Source organism: uncultured Nostoc sp. (genome assembly GCF_964245445.1).
Taxonomy (GTDB): domain Bacteria; phylum Cyanobacteriota; class Cyanobacteriia; order Cyanobacteriales; family Nostocaceae; genus Nostoc.
Map to the genome: position 1 here is coordinate 1 of NZ_CAXTNE010000186.1, position 16,240 is coordinate 16,240.

The window sequence follows — 16,240 nt, forward strand, 5'->3', positions numbered from 1 at the left end:
GTTGTTAGCGATCGCTGGTTTTTGATCCTACCTCACCAAATCGCGTTGCTCCCACCTTCTTTGTGGTAGCAGTGGGGGTAATTGGCACTTTTCAACTTTTTGACCAGTCTTACATCTTTTCTGCTGGTACTGGTGGCCCAAACAACGCTACCTTAACTGTGGTACTGCTAATTTACCAAACTGTGTTTCGGAATTTACAAATGGGATATGCAGCTGCGATCGCATTTTTATTAGCAGCAGTGATCATTGCCATTACTTTAATTCAGCGACGACTTTTTGGAGGTGAACGGATTTGACTAACATCTCTGGCTTATCCTGGCTTAAAGTCTTGTTATACGTGTTGCTGACACTCTATGCCCTCATTACTCTAATTCCCTTTCTCTGGGCACTTTCAGCATCATTTAAGCCGCTATCAGAGATTGTCAGTGGTGAACCCAACTTTCTCCCCAAGAATTTTACTTTTGACAACTACAGGCAAATCTTTCTCCAAGAACCGCTATTTTGGCGCTGGTTGTTCAACAGTGTGGTGATTGCCATCAGCGTCACGCTTTTAAATTTGTTGTTAAATTCAATGGCTGGTTATGCCTTGGCGAGACTGCGTTTTGTGGGTAAGCGCTTTTGGTTCTTTCTAATCTTGGCAGTACTGGCAGTCCCAGCGCAAATCACTCTAATTCCCACATTTTTGATTTTAAAAGCGATCGGCTGGCTGAATTCTTACCAAAGCATGATTGTGCCCAGCATGGTTAATGCCACTTTTATCTTCATGATGCGGCAGTTTTTCGTTAATTTTCCTAAAGAACTAGAAGAAGCAGCTCAACTCGATGGCTTAAATACTTTTGGAATTTTCCGGCATATTGTCTTACCTTTAGCAAAACCAGCACTTGCAGCACAGGCAGTTTTTGTGTTCATGGGCAGTTGGAATAATTTTTTACTGCCTATAGTTATCCTTTTTGACCCAGAAATGTTTACCCTTCCTTTAGGGCTAAACACCTTCAAAGGTCAATACATTAGCTATTGGAATTACATTATGGCGGCTTCTATGGTCTTCACTCTCCCAGCTTTAGGCGTTTACGCCTTTTTTAATCGTTACTTTATTCAAAGCGTCACCTTTACCGGGGGAAAAGGTTAATAGGCGAATGGCATTGGAACACTCTTCCCTTATCCCCTACTCTAGGCTGTTTACTTTGACTAGAAATAAAAAGGTACAAGCCCATTTAATTATGGGGTTCAAAATTTTTGACTTTTGACTTCCCCGTTCGCGCCGCGTCCCGTAGGAAAGAGGCTGACTTTTCCATATCCCGTAAAAAGTCAGACTATAACAAAGTCATCACTACTTGGTAAGATTATACAGGGTTGTATTTTATAACCACAGTTGTATATACAAAAGTTGTCATGGAGTAGTCTAGTATTCAATGATTTTTTGTCTAAACTCTGAAGAATAATCTAAAAAGCAAATAAAATCTATCTTAAGATATCAATTCTTCTTACAAAAGATAGTTGATCACAATATAAGTATTGTGAGAAAAGACATACTAATCATCTACTTTGCCTAACAGAAAGGAGGCATAATTTGTCAGACAACTATTTGGATGACTATAGACTTTCAAAAGGTGAAGCAGAGAATAGCTTTAATTACTGCTCAGATTGAGGAAGTGCTAATTAATACCATACTATAGATTAAATCTCCAAATTGAAAGGCGAGAAAAACTAATTCGGGTAATAATTTGTTATTCGATGTATTGCTTGTGACTGGCTAATACAACTGCTACTAGCACAGACTGGCGGAAATAAACCTACCGTTTTATTACAGCCGTAAAGCTCAAAATTAGAGGCTTTTGACTTTTGACTTTTGAGAGCCAGTTGCTACCCTGCAAGAACGCTAAGAGCGAACAAGTCGGCAGAGCCGGACGCCAGTCGCTCATGGGGGAAACCCCCATCGCCCTTGGCGTCTCCCCTTGGGAGAAGACCGCGCTGGCTCCCCAACGCACTGGCTCCTTTTGACTTCCGCCTTGCGGTACCAGCCTGTCTCTCGGCTTATTCCAGATAAAAGTGTTGTAACTATAATGAAGCACTCTCCAAAATCAGAAAATAACCAGAAAGCACCTAATCGTCGTTTATGGCTCCTCCTCTTAGGACGTACCAGTTTGGCTCTCGGTGTCGTTTTGCTGGTTGGAATTGCAGTCGGTGCTTGGTGGGCTAGAAACTACATATATAAAGATTTAGCACCATTAGTACAGCAAAATCTCGAACAATTGCTTGGGCGTCCAGTACAAGTAGGGAAAGTTGAACGTTTTTCGCTAAGTAGTCTAAGATTTAGCTCTCTATCAATACCACCAACTTCCACCGATCCAGATCAGGTAGTAGCAAAAGCCTTAGATGTGCAGTTCTCGCCCTTGCAACTCCTCCTTACACGAAAACTAGCATTAAATGTCACATTAATTCAACCCAATGTCTACATCCAACAGGATCAAGATGGTCGCTGGGTTACAGCCCAAGTCAAGGCTGCGGAAGGAAAAGGCGCTATTCAAACTGAGTTGGAGACACTTCAAATTCAAGATGGGAATGTAGAGTTATCGCCAGCTTCCGGGTCAACTAGACCGAAAGGGTCAGTAATAATAAATCAATTTGGTGGTATTGCCCGATTTTTTGATCAAAATCAAAGAATTGGTTATGACATAAATGGTCAACTTGCTAGAGGAGGGGCTGTTAAAATCGTTGGCGAGACACAAACAAAAGCTCAACAAACTAACCTCAAGCTGCAAGCACAAACTATACAAGCATCTGATATAAGTCGATTAATTGAGTTGCCAATTGCCTTGCAAGCAGGGCGTTTAGATGCTGACTTAGGAGTTCAGATTCCACCCAAGCTGTCAGAAATAGCCGTTACAGGAACAGCTACAGCTAATCAAATCGTTGCTAAAATTCCCAAGATTCCTCAGCAAGTTTCTAATTTTAATGGCAGATTTATATTTCAAGGTCAGACAGTTTCTTTAGAAAATCTGAATACGAACTTTGGCAAAGTTCCTATTGTGGCTAATGGAACAATTAATACCCAAACAGGTTTTAATCTCTCTGCTCAAATAAAACCAGTTAGTGCGAAAAATATCTTAAACACGCTGAATGTAAATTCGTCAGTCCCAGCTAGTGGCGAAGTTCAAGCAAATATTAAGGTAGGCGGCGCATTACAGCAACCAGTCGTTAACGGTACATTAAGCAATACAAAACCTATTCAAGTTGATCGCGTTCTCTTCACAGCCGTCAATACTGACTTCCGCTTGAATGTATCTCAAACTGCTTCTCAAATTGCTGTCTCCAATCTGAAAATAGTCCCCGCAGCAGGTGGTGAAATTACAGGAGGCGGTCAAGCTAATATCGGAGCCAAAGACAACGTAATATTTAATGCTCAAGTTGATGGCGTATCCGGGGATATACTAGCGCGTAACTACGGTGTTGCTCTACCGATCGCAGTTGGCAATATTTCAGCAAAAGCAGAAGTTTCTGGTTCACTTGGCAAACAACCATTAAAACTTGATGTTTCCAGTGTTCAAGTAACGCCGCCAACAGGGGGAAGAATTACCGCCAGTGGTCAAGTTCAACTAGCACCTCAAGGTCAAGTAGCTTTAGGTATTCAAGCTCAAGGTTTACCAGGAAATGCGATCGCTCAAGGTTACGGCATCTCAACTCCGATTAATATTGGTGGTATATCTGCAAACGCAAAGGTTTCTGGTTCTCTAGGTAGCCCATTAAACGTAAATGTTGCTAGCGTTCAAGCAAATCCAGAGGTGGGAGGGCAAGTCACAGCTAGCGGTCAACTTCAGCTTTCACCCCAAGGTAGGGTGGCGTTGAATGTGCAAGCAGAAAATTTACCAGGAGATGCGATCGCAAAAGCATACAACTCCTCACCCTCCATCACCATTGGAAATGTATCAGCAAATGCCAATATTTCTGGTACACTGAGCAATCTACAAACAGTCGCGCGGGTGCAAGCGCCGAAAGCCACCTATCCCACTAGCGGACGAGTTGTTGTTGCCAAACAAGGACAGAATATTGTTTTCCCCGATGCGGTTTTGAACGTAGCAGGTGGGACAATAAGAGCTAGTGGTCAACTTGCACAACAACGCTGGCAGGCTTTTGTGAATGCCCAACAACTGCAATTGAGCCGTTTTAGAGAGATACCATCCCAGTTCCAGGGAGTTTTAAGCAATGTCGCCTTGAATTTGTCAGGAAGCACTACTTCTTTCCAACCCTCAACCATTCAAGCCACGGGACAAGCAAGGCTGAATGTAGCAGGAGGTACGGTTAATCTTAAAAATGTTAGCTTTGATGCTGGTCGCTGGCAAGTGCTTGCCAACCTTTCCCAAATTCAACTCAACCGTTTCTCACCACAATTGGGAGGACGGCTCAATAGTAATATCCAATTAGCAGGCACAGCAAAATCTTTTCAGCTTGCAGATATTCGAGCCGCTGGACAAATCCGCCTATCTCAAGGGTTAGCGCTGCTAGCACAACCACTGACAGCGCAAGTGCAGTGGAATGGACAGCAGATTATCGTTGAAAAAGCAACTACCGCAGGACTGAGTGCTAATGGAGCGATCGCTATTCAAACTCCACCAAGTGGCGCACCCCAAATTACGGGATTTAATTTAAATGTACTGGCGCAGAACTTCAACTTAAAAAATACAGGCTTTCAAGTTCCTGGAGACGTAGCAATAGCGGGGCTACTTGATTTTAATGGGCAAGTTACAGGTACTCCAGATGTACCTCAAGCTAATGGTAATATCCGGCTGCGGAATTTCAATGTGAGTAACTTGAAGTTTGACCCACTTTTAACTGGAAACGTGAATTTTCAAGGCGGACAAGGGGGAAGTCTGCGATTAGCCGGGAAGCAAGATAGGATTGCACTTAACTTAGGTGCAGATTATCGTCCAACTTCATTTTTAGTCAAGCGAGATGATGCAGTTACCACAGGTAGAACTGAGGGAGAGAACTTAATCATCAACGCTCAACAGTTTCCTATAGCTTTGGTTGGAGGCTTTTTACCTAATAATCAATTGAAACCTTTGGGGGGGCAACTATCGGGGAATTTAGTTGTTAATCTGAATAATTATGCCATTGCGGGAGACGTTGCGATCGCAGCGCCTCGTGTTGCCAGAGTTGCAGCAGATGAATTTCGCGGCAGCATCAATTATGCTGATGGTACTGCTAGCTTGACTAATGGTCAATTGCGGATTGCAGATAGCAACATCGCCCTGAGTGGAAATGTAAAAACAGGGAATGACCCGCAATTTCAATTCCAAGCTAATTTAGACCAAGCCAGAGTTGAGAGACTATTACAAGCGTTTAATATCTTTGATTTTAAAGACCTTAATACCGGGTTGCAGCCTCCGAAGTTGGCTGGAGCAGAAGTACTTGATACCAAGCCTGTCAGTTTGCCCAATGCAGATTTGAAAACCCAGTTAGCATATTTTTCTAATATTGCGACATCCGTAGCAAAACAACAGCAACAAGAAACCAAAAAAGACGCATCTTTACCCACCCTTGCAGAATTAACGGGTGTTTTGAGCGGAGGAATTACAGCTAATGGCTCGTTAAAATCTGGGTTAAATGTTGGCTTTAATTTCCAAGGTGCTAATTGGCAATGGGGTGAATACTCCATTAATCAAGTCGTTGCTCAAGGCAATTTTGCTGATGGTGTCGTCACACTTTCGCCCTTGAGTGTCGGGATAAATCAAGGACTGGTGGCTTTTACCGGACAGTTAGGAACTGAGCAACTATCTGGAAAGTTGAATGTAGCAAGTCTACCTCTATCGCTTTTACAACCTTTTATAGAAAAATACCCGATAGATATCACTGGTAATGTAAATGCTGATGCCACCTTGGGAGGTAATTTACAAGATCCGAGAGTGCAAGGAAAAGTGGCACTAGCCAATGCGACTCTTAATAAGCAACCTGTGCAAACAGGACAGGTGAACTTTGACTACAACAATGCTCGCTTGGATTTTGACAGTACTTTGTTAGTAACTGGAACACAACCAGTTGCAATTACAGGTAGCATACCTGCTGCTTTACCTTTTGCCAAAGTGCAACCAGATAGCAATCAAATCAACATCAACGCCAGCGTGAACAATGAAGGATTGGCACTGTTAAATGTGTTTACCAACAATCAAGTCGCTTGGGTAGATGGTCAAGGACAAGTAGATTTAAACGTTCGGGGTACTTTAAACGAACCAATTATTAACGGAAATGCCACACTCAACAATGCAACTTTTCGCGCTCAAGCCTTATCTGATCCCCTAACGAATGTCACAGGGACAGCGCAATTTAATCGCAATACAGTGAATGTCCAAGGTATCCAAGGCACTTATAATAAGGGGCAAATAAATGCATCAGGTATCCTGCCAATTTTTGATCCTCAGCAAGCCCTAGCGAATCCCCTGACAGTATCAATAGCAGACAAACTCAATTTTAAGCTTCCAGGACTGTATCAAGGCGGTGTCGGCGGCGATGTTGTAATTCGTGGAACAGCACTAAAACCTGTAATTGGTGGAGATATTCAGCTAAGTGATGGTCAGGTAATCATTGGAAGCACTACGGCTAAGAAAAAATCAGCAGCTACAGCTCAAGCTAACACTAACGTCATAAATAGAGAAGAGGTTAAAGTTAATCTCACACCTACAGCAGATACTAACACTAGCCCAGTGACTACAGCAGATACTAACACTAGCCCAGTGATTACAGCAGATACTAACACCAGTGCAGTAACTCCACCCAATTTACCTATACAGTTTGCAGATTTAAGGTTAAATTTAGACGACAATATTCGTGTTACCACTCAGTCACCACTTAACTTTATACCAGGAGGAGCCGTATTCAGTCAGCCGCTATTGAGGTTTGACGCCAAAGGTGACTTGACGATTAATGGTACATTAGCCAAGCCGCTTCCTGAAGGAGTAATTCGTTTGACAGGAGGACGACTCAGCTTATTTTCCACTGAGTTTACCTTGGCGCGAGGCTACGAACAAACAGCGCGGTTTACTCCAAGTCAAGGACTTGACCCTACTTTGGATGTCCGACTTACCGCAATTGTACCGGAGGCATCAGCAAGGAACAGTCAAATTTTGGAATCACCATTGTCTGCTGAAGTCAGCGATGTTTCTGCTAGCAACTTCGGGACTTTACGTACCGTTACCGTTCAAGCCAGGGTCAACGGCCCAGCTAGTAAATTGGGTGACAATCTAGAGTTGACAAGTGAACCTAGCCGTAGTAAGGGAGAAATAGTTGCTTTACTGGGTGGCTCGATTCTCAATTCTTTTGGTCAACAAGCAGATGCAGGACAAGGGCTGACTAATTTCGCTAGCTCTACTATTTTAGGTGGTTTGCAAGGAACTATTACTGCGATCGGACAGGCTGTTGGTTTCAGCGAATTTCGTATATTTCCCACCCCAACCACTAGTAATGAAACAACAACAGCTTCAGTTCTGAATTTATCAGCAGAGGGTGTGTTTGACATCAATAGAAATTTCTCTGCCTCTTTATCACGGCCTTTATCTACAGATGAGTCTTTCCGTTATAACGTGCTTTATCGACTCAATGATGAAATTTTGATGCGAGGCTCAACTAATTTAGGGGATGAAAATCAATTCCAAGTTGAGTATGAAACTAGATTTTAAAAGCCAATGCATTGCGGCTGGCTGAATTCCAGAAAATACTGCTTATCGTCAGGACTTCTAAATAAAAAAACACTCAACAACTTCTTGTCAGGTGGGCGACACGAGCGCCCGTAGCCAAGGCGGATAAGATTGGAGAAAGTCCCTTATAATAAAACCCTACAATCGTGTGTGCTTGCGATTGTAGGGCTGGAGCTTATGAGGTGTCACATTATGAAATCTTTTAGATTGTATGTAAAGATTTGAAACGGATTAAACAACTGCGGGAAGATATCTCGGTAATGCTGGGGTTATAGTTTGGAGATGTCTATTATGGAAACTGACTGTGCTTACCAAAACAAATAATTAGTTTACATTATCAGAAAGCTTAAATTTTAATCGGCTCAACCATGACCAAGAAAAATTTGCTTGGCAACGAAATTTTCACGTTAGACAATATTCTTTCACCAAAAGAATGTGCTAAGTATATTACTTTAACCGAAAACATTGGTTATACAGATGCCACTATTAATACCATTCGAGGTTTTGAAATACGTCCCGACATCCGCAATAATCAGCGTGTAATTTTAGATGACCAGGAACGGGCTTTTGATTTATGGCAGCGTGTATCAGGTTATATACCCAGTACTATTGGCAAATGGCAAGCGGTTGGACTGAATGAGCGTTTTCGTTTCTATCGCTATGACCCAGGTCAGAGATTTGCGCTTCATCATGATGGTTCTTATCGACGACCTAATGGTGAGGAAAGTCTATTGACTTTCATGATTTACCTTAATGAAGGTTTTGAAGGGGGTGATACCCTTTTTCATCTTTCTCGCCGATACTATGGAGATTTATCTAATATCGCCGTGGTTCCAGTAACAGGTATGGTTTTGTGTTTTGTCCATGACCTAGTACATGAAGGCGCTCCTATTATCCAAGGACGAAAGTACGTTTTACGCTCAGATATTATGTACCGTCAATTGAAATATTTTTAGATTTTTCCAGATAATGAAGCCCCACTGCCACCACACCGAACTTTAATTAACTCAGCACAGATACTAACTGCAATTTCTTGTGGTGCTAAAGCACCAATATCTAAACCAATTGGTGCATATATTTTATGCAAAAATTCGAGTGTGTAACCTCCAAAATTATAAGTGTAACTAATCCGTAGCCTATCACTGATGATTTGGATGTTCATAACTTGTGGTTACAGATGATGCTGCTGTTACCGCACTTTGTTCTTGGGCTTGCATTTCCAGCAATTGGGGAATCGTCACAAATCGATAGCCTTGGACCTTCAAACCTGCGATCATATCTGGTAAAGCTTTGACAGATTTAGAACGATTACCGCCCCCATCATGCAACAGTACAATTGCACCTGGTTTTGCCTGTTTCAGCACATTTTTGACCAGCATTGGCACTTGAGGCGAACGGCGTTCAGCGTCTCCCGACTGTTCTGACCACATCATGACAGCATACTTCTCGTTTTTGGCGTATTGGGCTAGTCCATTATTCAGAAAGCCGCCGGGGGGACGAAATAGAGTCGTTTTCTCTCCTGTCGTCTTGTAGATGATGTCTGCTGTGCGATCAATTTCACTAGATGCGGTGGCTCCATCCATTTGAAAATACCAATGATGCCATGTATGGTTGCCAATTACATGACCATCGGCAGCCACTTGTTTGGCAACTTGGGGAAAATATTTTACCATTTGCCCAACCATGAAGAATGTTGCCTTGATATTATTTTTCTTCAAAATTTCTAAAATCTGCGCCGTATTTTTGGGACTAGGGCCATCATCAAAAGTCAGGGCGATTACTTTCTCATTTGCTTTTAGTTTCGCTTGATAAATGATTGTTCCCTGAAAAGGCTTTGGCACTTCATTCATCTGGACTGTGGCTGGAGTGATAGACTGAGCAGATGCACCCATTGCCCTATCTAAACTCGTTTTAGCAGTCTCGCTTTTTGGTTTCTGAATTCCCAATAGCTGGTCAAGTCTAGTTATGCCTACAAGCAGACTAATACTTACACTACTTACACCAACAGCCAATATAATAGTTGCTACCTTTAGTAACAGCGATAATTTCCGATTAGACATATTAAATCTCCTTAAATATTAGTCATTAGTCATTAGTCATTGGTCATTGGTCATTAATCAAGAGTTACTCCTTTCCCTGCTCCCCTACTTCTTATTCCCCAATTCCTTGTTACATCACTCGTACTCGGTTGTAAATTAATATATATCTTGCGAAAACAATAAAATAATAAAAGATTTTGAAACATTTCAGCTAAAGCTAAAGAAAGTCTCAATTTAATCTGTACTAATTGACCGCCTACGTACAAAAGTACCACTAGTAATTTGGATACAATAATACCCAGTGGATTTAATCGACCAATAAAGGCAGTATAACCGTAACCAAGAGAACTGCTAGTCCGTAGGTTAACAAAAGGGGCCAAAACTTTGCACACACCAGCTAAGGGACTGACAAATAAAAAAATATTTTATCGCTTTTAGGGCAGGGGAACTCTAAGCTGGGGAAGGAAAAATCGTTTTGATTCCAAAAATTGGATAATTTATTTTTTGGAGTTTCCTAAACTTGTTAATCCACCACTAATTAACAGAGTTAGCCAAATTGTGGAACGCCAAATAGCCCGTCGTAGGCATCGCTGTTTATGCCAGCATATATAGCAGTCTTAGCACTAGAACCCACTACCCGTGCGCTGAAACCAAAAAACCTTTGTCGTTAACAGCAAGGCATTGCGTCTCCGGCTCTGTTCCTGAATGCTGCTGTAAAATGTGTTACATGAAGCGAAAATTCCTACAATATTTTTGGCGTTGTACCCTAGTTGTGTTTCTAGTATTAACTGGATGTGGATGGAGTGTGCAGTCAGCACAAGCACTGCTGCGTCAACACCATGATTCTCCTGGTGTTTTGCGCTACCACTCACAAGTATCTATCAGAGATGAAAAAGGATATGCTTGGCAAGTGCTACTGTTCAAACAAAATTACAATAGTCCGGTAAAAGAGTTGCGGTTGCGCTTGGTTGCTTTTCCGGGTGTTGTTGAAATTGCTCACCCCCAACCATTGTTGATTGAGACAGTAGCTGGAAGATTGCTAAATGCATCGGATGTATACACTCTAAATGTACCCGTCCCTAATGCAGGCGAATATAACTTAACTGATATCTTACCGAAACTGCCAACAACTGATGCGCTCAAACTCTATGTGCCACTTTCTGGTGGACAGCAATTGGTTCTCAATATATTTAACACTGTAGTCACTGAGTGGCAATGGCTAGTTACAGAAATTGATTGACTTTATCCACCGATGGTAAAGTTTAATCTAAAAGCATTCAACATAAAAATAAACCAATGGTGATGTGGGGTATGATAACTGCCTTCAAGCCATAAATCCCAGTCTTCATACGCTGATAGCTTCCCACATCACACGTAACACTTGTAATATTAGTCTTGAGACTCCTCAGAAGTAGGTTCCGATTCGGTTTCAAGTTCTTCTGTTTGGACTTTGACTGGAGGTTTAACGGGTTTGGGGCCACGCGCTAGGGCAGGATTCCCCTGCTGCCTGTTTTCTTCTCCAGATGATGCTTTTTTCCCTTTGTCAGACGAGCGATTACGGCTCGGTTTTGAGCTTTTGGGGTTGGATTCAATAGGAGGTATAGAATCCGTATTTTCGGAATTGTTGTCAGTGCTTGCTTGGGACTGACGTTCCGATTTCTTAATTGGGCGTTCTACCATTGTTGATTTTTGTAAATTTATCTGTATAGTACATCGGTTTGGTGACTATAAAACGTGCTTTTTTAGGCAAAACCTACGCAGTATTGGGTGCGTTGTAAATAATGTAACGCACCCTAAAACTAATCAACAAAATCAGGTCGTGCCTTTCCTGTTGATTTCAACTTTTGCTCTAAAGCTGCCCAATTTTCTTGCTCAATTAAGTTAGTCAACTCATCGAGATTGTGGCGATACTGTTGCAGCGATCGCAGCAATGCCGGACGATTATACCGTGCCATCATCACACCCAACTCTGGATTCCCACCACCCACACGGCTGGTATCCCGAAAACCTGAACTAGCTAACTTTTGGGCTAATTCCAAAACATCAGGGTCAGTTTCACTCAAACAAGCAGCAATCAACGAGGAACTGACCATTACAGGTAAATGAGAAATCCAGCTAACAGCGCGGTCATGTTGCTCAGGTTGACAATAGTAAATTTTAGCCCCAAGCGATCGCACAATTTCCTCTACAACCGTAATTGCACTACTTCTAGTTGTAGCTATCGGTGTTAGTACATAAGGTTTATCAACAAATAAATGTCGTTGTGCAGCTTCTATCCCACTGTCTGTCCTTCCCGCCATTGGATGACCGCCGATAAAATTATCCCAAAGGGGAGAAATCGCCTTGACTATCTGTGCTTTCGCTGAACCTACATCAGTTACAACGGTAGCAGCAGATAAATGAGCGATCATTTCCTTAAATTGGGGCACAATAAGCGCTAGAGGTGTACAAATAAATACAACCTCTGCGGCTGCTAATAGGCTCAGATCAACGGATGCTTGATCAACACTGCCGAGAGCAACTGCCTTTTGACAAGTGGATTCACGGCGACTGACTCCTAAGATATGATGTCCAAGCGATCGCAAATCAAAACCCAAAGATCCGCCTATCAGTCCCAGTCCTAAAATCCCAATATTCATTTTTGATTTTGACATTCCGTTTTTTATGACTTTACCAACTATTAAAGTTGGCATCCAAGGGGTAGCATCAATGACTGTAGAGGAATTACTGGAACAATACGCGGCAGGAGTCTTAAACTTTAATGGTGTTGACCTCGCAGAAGCTAACCTGAATGGGGCGAAACTCAGTGGCGTAAATCTTAGCGATGCTAATTTGAGTATAGTCAACCTGAGCGGCGCGAATCTGAGTGAAGCTAACTTGAGCAATGCCAAGCTGAATGTAGCAAGACTGAGTGGCGCAAATTTATCTAGCGCCATCTTAAATAACGCCAGTCTCAACGTCGCTAATCTGATTCGAGCGGATCTGGGCCGCGCTCAACTTAAAGGAACCTCATTGATCCGCGCCGAGTTAATTCGTGCTGATCTCAGTCGCGCCGATCTGTTGGAGGCTAATCTCAATAGTGCCGATCTGCGAGAGGCGACACTCCGCCAAACAAATCTCCGTCACGCTAACTTGAGTGAAGCCGTATTGAAAGGCGCTTCTATGACGGGAGCCAACTTGGAGATGGCTAACTTAAATGCCAGTGATCTCAGTCGTTGTGACATTAGCGGCGCAAATTTGCGAGATGCCGAACTCAGACAAGCGAATCTTAGACATGCTAACTTGAGCGGATCAGATTTGAGCGGGGCGAACCTCCGGTGGGCAGATTTAAGCGGTGCAAATCTCCGGTGGGCAGATTTGAGCGGCGCAAAATTGAGCGGGGCTACTTTAATTGGCGCAGATTTAAGCAATGCCAATTTAACGAATACAATTTTCATCCACGCCGATTTAACTCAGGCAAAATTAATCAGGGCGGAATGGATTGGTGCTGACTTAACAGGATCAACTTTGACTGGGGCAAAACTTTATGCTACCTCCAGGTTTGGTTTAAAAACCGAAGGCATGATTTGTGAATGGGTTGATCTTAGCCCGGCAGGCGATCGCTCTATTATCCAGAAGTTGCATTCTGAAGACTCACGAGATTTTTTTAACGAAACACCGCCAACAATCCGAATTATTGTTGATGCAGCCATAGAACACGAAGCCAATTTTGCTCTTGCTGGCGCTTATTATCAAATTGCTCAGGAATACCGGGGGCTAAAACTACCTCCAAGCATGGAAAGTGGGCCCCGTCGAACTGTTTTTACATTTCATGTAGATAGCGATGAAGCATTATTTCCCACTGCTTACATTACTATTCTTCCCTTTCTAGATGCGGTATCTACCCAAAAGAATATTTCCAGAATGGTGGAAATGATTAACAATGAAGTTGTTGGGAACCAAAATTTAAAATCGCTAAAATCACCCAATATCGTAAAAGAATTAAATCTTCTTGTAGAGCAAGCGATGAGTCAGGCTACAACAATTAAACAGATGAAAAAAAATATCGAAGTAGCTGCAAAGTTAAATTTTTGTAAAGCACCAACCCAAATAATTTTAACGAATTCCAGCGCCCAGACTTTGATTGCCCATGACCATCCCCAGTTTGGAAAAAGATTTATTAATCGCTCTGCTCTTAATGCTTCAGCTTATAATGATATATCCAGTGAAGCAACAAAATATATATTACCTTCGTTAAATATGGTTATAGATTTTGTCAAAGGATTTCACTATATTAGCCATTAATTATTAAACTCATAAATAATGAAAAAATAAAATTTGGAGGAAAGAATGCGCGATACCTTTAATAAAATGATCGGTCGAACTCGCTATGTAGTCTTGCGCTTATTTCTGCACTTAGGGGGAGGCGAGGTAGCACCAATTTTGGGAGTATTAAATAGTGCTGGACGAGATGCGATCGATGCCGATGGCGATTTAGAAGTTTTGGGAGAAGGATTGGTAGAAATTAGCCAAACCCTATTGCAATACGATGAATATTGGCTTTCTGCTGCTAACGAAGGTGACGTATTTTTTGATGAAGGCGAGGCAGGAGATTACGTGAATGAATTATTTACTGACTCTGCCCAAAGATATCTCAGTGAACCAAGTTACAGTTCTGACTCTAGATCGAATGAACCTTTATCTATACCTGTAACCCAGAATGTCATTGTGATGATTACAGCAGCTTATGAAGGAGAAGTACCAGAGTTGGAAACTGATCTTTCTAACGTTCAAGCACTTAAGGAAGGCTTAAAAGCATTGATAAATTTGCATTATAAACATAGATTCAAAGCAATCCAAGTACATTTCTCGCCAGCGCAATTAGGCGATGAACTCACTAGCGACCAACTATTGCAATATTACCCAGAATTGATTCCTTTGTAATATGTTGGGTAGTCCGTACTTACTACTCGCATTGATAAATTGTTAAGCTCAGAGATAGGACAATAATCCAATGATCATGACCATAGTACGTAAATTTACAGCCGTTTTTTTAGCTCTGAGTTTGTGTATGACAACTGTTGCTTGTGGTGGGGGAAATGAAGCTAATTCTCCAGCTAAGAACGTTAGTCAAACCTCTAGTAACACGAAGCTAAATGATGGAGAGTATCAAATACAACAAGCTACTTATGACGATGCAACTGGTGAATACAGCTTGTTTTTACTTAACAATAATCCCCCAACCTTTGCAACCGAAAATTTGCAAATGGCACGGTTAACTGATGATGAAATCAAGCAAGGTAAAAAGACCTATCTAAAGGTAGATAAAGGCCAACCAATTTTATATCTAACAGAAGACTTTAAAATTGAGTATGTCCACAACGTTACCGAGAATAAAACCAATTCTCAAACAGGACAACAAGAGACGGTTGTAGTCCGTCGAGAAAATAGCTTCTGGGCACCATTTGCTGGGTCTGTGGCTGGTAGCTTGGCTGGTCAGGCAATTGGTAGTATGTTGTTTAGACCCCAGTATTATGTACCCCCTGTCTATCAATCAGGCCGAGGATTAAGTGGCTTCGGTGGATATGGCGGAAGCTATGGCCAAGCAGTTGAAAGCTACCAAACTCGCTATAATGCGCCACCCGCAGCCGTGAGAAATCGGACTGCATTCCGCAATACAGGGACAATTAGAAGATCGTATCCGGGAAATTCAACTATACGCAATACACCGCGTAGCACTACAGGGAATAACCGTCCTTCTGGCTCTGGTTTTGGTGGTAGTACGTTACGACCCTCTGGCAGAGCCACTTCACCCAGACGCAATTCTGGTAGTAGTTTTGGTAGTGGGCGTAGTTCAGCACCCCGCCGAACAACTGGTTTCGGCAGTAGACGCCGTTAAAAAATTCCAAATTCAATAGACTGCCTAAGAAGTCAAGGTTGTCTAGTGTATAAAGAAGTCGGAAGGTTGACTTGTGAGCCTCCGGCTTCTCTTCATATATAATGGTCTGCTTTGATTTTTAAAATTATTTGCGTGGTGCGCGAAACGCAGCGCAAGCGCGATAGACAGGGAGCAGGGAAGAAGCCTTTTCGGAGTATACTGATTAAAAAAAATCAAAGACGACTCCTGTATACGCAAATTTTGACGATTAATTATGAATTATTCAGTCAAATAATATGAAATACTAAATACAAATATTGCTAAGAGAACAGGAACCATTTTATTAAACTCTATTTGCTTTTTTTGAAGCATTTCTAAACAAGATATCGGAATCATTAGAGGCCAGAAGATAGTTGTTACCAAAAACATCACACCTGATAAAAATTTATCTTCTGGAGTAGTAGTAGGATGACGTAGGGAAAATATTAACCAATTGCTTAGAAAATAGCATGTCATGAACAGGTAAACAATACTTAAAGTCAGTTCTATCTGATTCATTGTGAGTACTCCTGAAGTCATGTGAGCTTCACTATAGGCCAATCCAGATAACACAGATACTCGTAGGTACACGGTAATGGCGTGTCCCTAGCCAGTAC

At 42.0% G+C, this 16,240-nt stretch carries 11 protein-coding genes and 1 pseudogene; 8 read left to right on the forward strand and 4 right to left on the reverse strand.

The annotated features are described in order from the left end of the window. Positions 1–53 precede the first annotated feature (53 nt). The 4 genes and pseudogenes from ACFE90_RS25500 to ACFE90_RS25515 all read left to right on the forward strand — a co-directional run. Positions 54–296 (forward strand): annotated as a pseudogene (locus ACFE90_RS25500) (sugar ABC transporter permease); the annotation flags it as partial. After that, positions 293–1,129 carry a carbohydrate ABC transporter permease gene (locus ACFE90_RS25505; protein WP_375505234.1) on the forward strand — a complete coding sequence of 279 codons (837 nt, stop codon included), beginning with the start codon at positions 293–295 and terminating at the stop codon, positions 1,127–1,129. The pseudogene ACFE90_RS25500 and the gene ACFE90_RS25505, both read left to right, overlap by 4 nt. Positions 1,130–2,063: 934 nt before the next feature. After that, on the forward strand, positions 2,064–7,670 hold the full coding sequence (locus tag ACFE90_RS25510; protein WP_375505235.1) for a translocation/assembly module TamB domain-containing protein: 5,607 nt from the start codon (positions 2,064–2,066) through the stop codon (positions 7,668–7,670). A gap of 386 nt (positions 7,671–8,056) precedes the next feature. Further along, positions 8,057–8,644, forward strand: a complete 588-nt coding sequence (locus tag ACFE90_RS25515) for a prolyl hydroxylase family protein (RefSeq protein ID WP_375505236.1) — start codon at positions 8,057–8,059, stop codon at positions 8,642–8,644. Here the strand turns inward: ACFE90_RS25515 and ACFE90_RS25520 are convergent. Beyond that, positions 8,641–8,850 (reverse strand): XdhC family protein, encoded by a 210-nt coding sequence (locus ACFE90_RS25520; protein ID WP_375505237.1) that lies wholly within the window; start codon positions 8,848–8,850, stop codon positions 8,641–8,643. The two genes, ACFE90_RS25515 and ACFE90_RS25520, sit on opposite strands and share 4 nt — an antisense overlap. Continuing rightward, the gene (locus ACFE90_RS25525; RefSeq protein ID WP_375505238.1) at positions 8,828–9,748 is read right to left on the reverse strand and encodes a polysaccharide deacetylase family protein; all 921 of its coding nucleotides are present in this window, start codon (positions 9,746–9,748) and stop codon (positions 8,828–8,830) included. Before ACFE90_RS25525 ends, ACFE90_RS25520 begins: the two co-directional genes overlap by 23 nt. Positions 9,749–10,454: 706 nt before the next feature. On the opposite strand from ACFE90_RS25525, the gene ACFE90_RS25530 reads away from it, so the two are divergent. Further along, positions 10,455–10,967 (forward strand): DUF3122 domain-containing protein, encoded by a 513-nt coding sequence (locus tag ACFE90_RS25530; protein ID WP_375505239.1) that lies wholly within the window; start codon positions 10,455–10,457, stop codon positions 10,965–10,967. 149 nt (positions 10,968–11,116) lie between these two features. On the opposite strand, the gene ACFE90_RS25535 is transcribed toward ACFE90_RS25530, so the two are convergent. Both ACFE90_RS25535 and ACFE90_RS25540 read right to left on the reverse strand, forming a co-directional pair. Then, positions 11,117–11,407, reverse strand: coding sequence for a hypothetical protein (locus tag ACFE90_RS25535; RefSeq protein ID WP_375505240.1), 291 nt, complete (start codon positions 11,405–11,407; stop codon positions 11,117–11,119). Between the two features lie 119 nt (positions 11,408–11,526). Then, positions 11,527–12,366 carry a prephenate/arogenate dehydrogenase gene (locus ACFE90_RS25540; RefSeq protein ID WP_375505243.1) on the reverse strand — a complete coding sequence of 280 codons (840 nt, stop codon included), beginning with the start codon at positions 12,364–12,366 and terminating at the stop codon, positions 11,527–11,529. A 70-nt stretch (positions 12,367–12,436) separates the two neighbouring features. On the opposite strand from ACFE90_RS25540, the gene ACFE90_RS25545 reads away from it, so the two are divergent. The 3 genes from ACFE90_RS25545 to ACFE90_RS25555 all read left to right on the forward strand — a co-directional run bounded on the left by ACFE90_RS25545 (position 12,437) and on the right by ACFE90_RS25555 (position 15,605). Beyond that, positions 12,437–14,011, forward strand: coding sequence for a pentapeptide repeat-containing protein (locus tag ACFE90_RS25545; RefSeq protein WP_375505244.1), 1,575 nt, complete (start codon positions 12,437–12,439; stop codon positions 14,009–14,011). A gap of 45 nt (positions 14,012–14,056) precedes the next feature. Further along, complete coding sequence (locus tag ACFE90_RS25550) at positions 14,057–14,650, forward strand: DUF1517 domain-containing protein (RefSeq protein ID WP_375505241.1); 594 nt, start codon at positions 14,057–14,059, stop codon at positions 14,648–14,650. A gap of 70 nt (positions 14,651–14,720) precedes the next feature. After that, the gene (locus ACFE90_RS25555; RefSeq protein ID WP_375505242.1) at positions 14,721–15,605 is read left to right on the forward strand and encodes a hypothetical protein; all 885 of its coding nucleotides are present in this window, start codon (positions 14,721–14,723) and stop codon (positions 15,603–15,605) included. Positions 15,606–16,240 lie beyond the last annotated feature (635 nt).

Coding starts and splice junctions, on each gene's coding strand:
- ACFE90_RS25510 (WP_375505235.1), top strand. CDS start 2,064: ATGAAGCACTCTCCAAAATCAGAAAATAACCAGAAAGCACCTAATCGT.
- ACFE90_RS25515 (WP_375505236.1), top strand. CDS start 8,057: ATGACCAAGAAAAATTTGCTTGGCAACGAAATTTTCACGTTAGACAAT.
- ACFE90_RS25520 (WP_375505237.1), bottom strand. CDS start 8,850: ATGAACATCCAAATCATCAGTGATAGGCTACGGATTAGTTACACTTAT.
- ACFE90_RS25525 (WP_375505238.1), bottom strand. CDS start 9,748: ATGTCTAATCGGAAATTATCGCTGTTACTAAAGGTAGCAACTATTATA.
- ACFE90_RS25530 (WP_375505239.1), top strand. CDS start 10,455: ATGAAGCGAAAATTCCTACAATATTTTTGGCGTTGTACCCTAGTTGTG.
- ACFE90_RS25535 (WP_375505240.1), bottom strand. CDS start 11,407: ATGGTAGAACGCCCAATTAAGAAATCGGAACGTCAGTCCCAAGCAAGC.
- ACFE90_RS25540 (WP_375505243.1), bottom strand. CDS start 12,366: ATGAATATTGGGATTTTAGGACTGGGACTGATAGGCGGATCTTTGGGT.
- ACFE90_RS25545 (WP_375505244.1), top strand. CDS start 12,437: ATGACTGTAGAGGAATTACTGGAACAATACGCGGCAGGAGTCTTAAAC.
- ACFE90_RS25550 (WP_375505241.1), top strand. CDS start 14,057: ATGCGCGATACCTTTAATAAAATGATCGGTCGAACTCGCTATGTAGTC.
- ACFE90_RS25555 (WP_375505242.1), top strand. CDS start 14,721: ATGATCATGACCATAGTACGTAAATTTACAGCCGTTTTTTTAGCTCTG.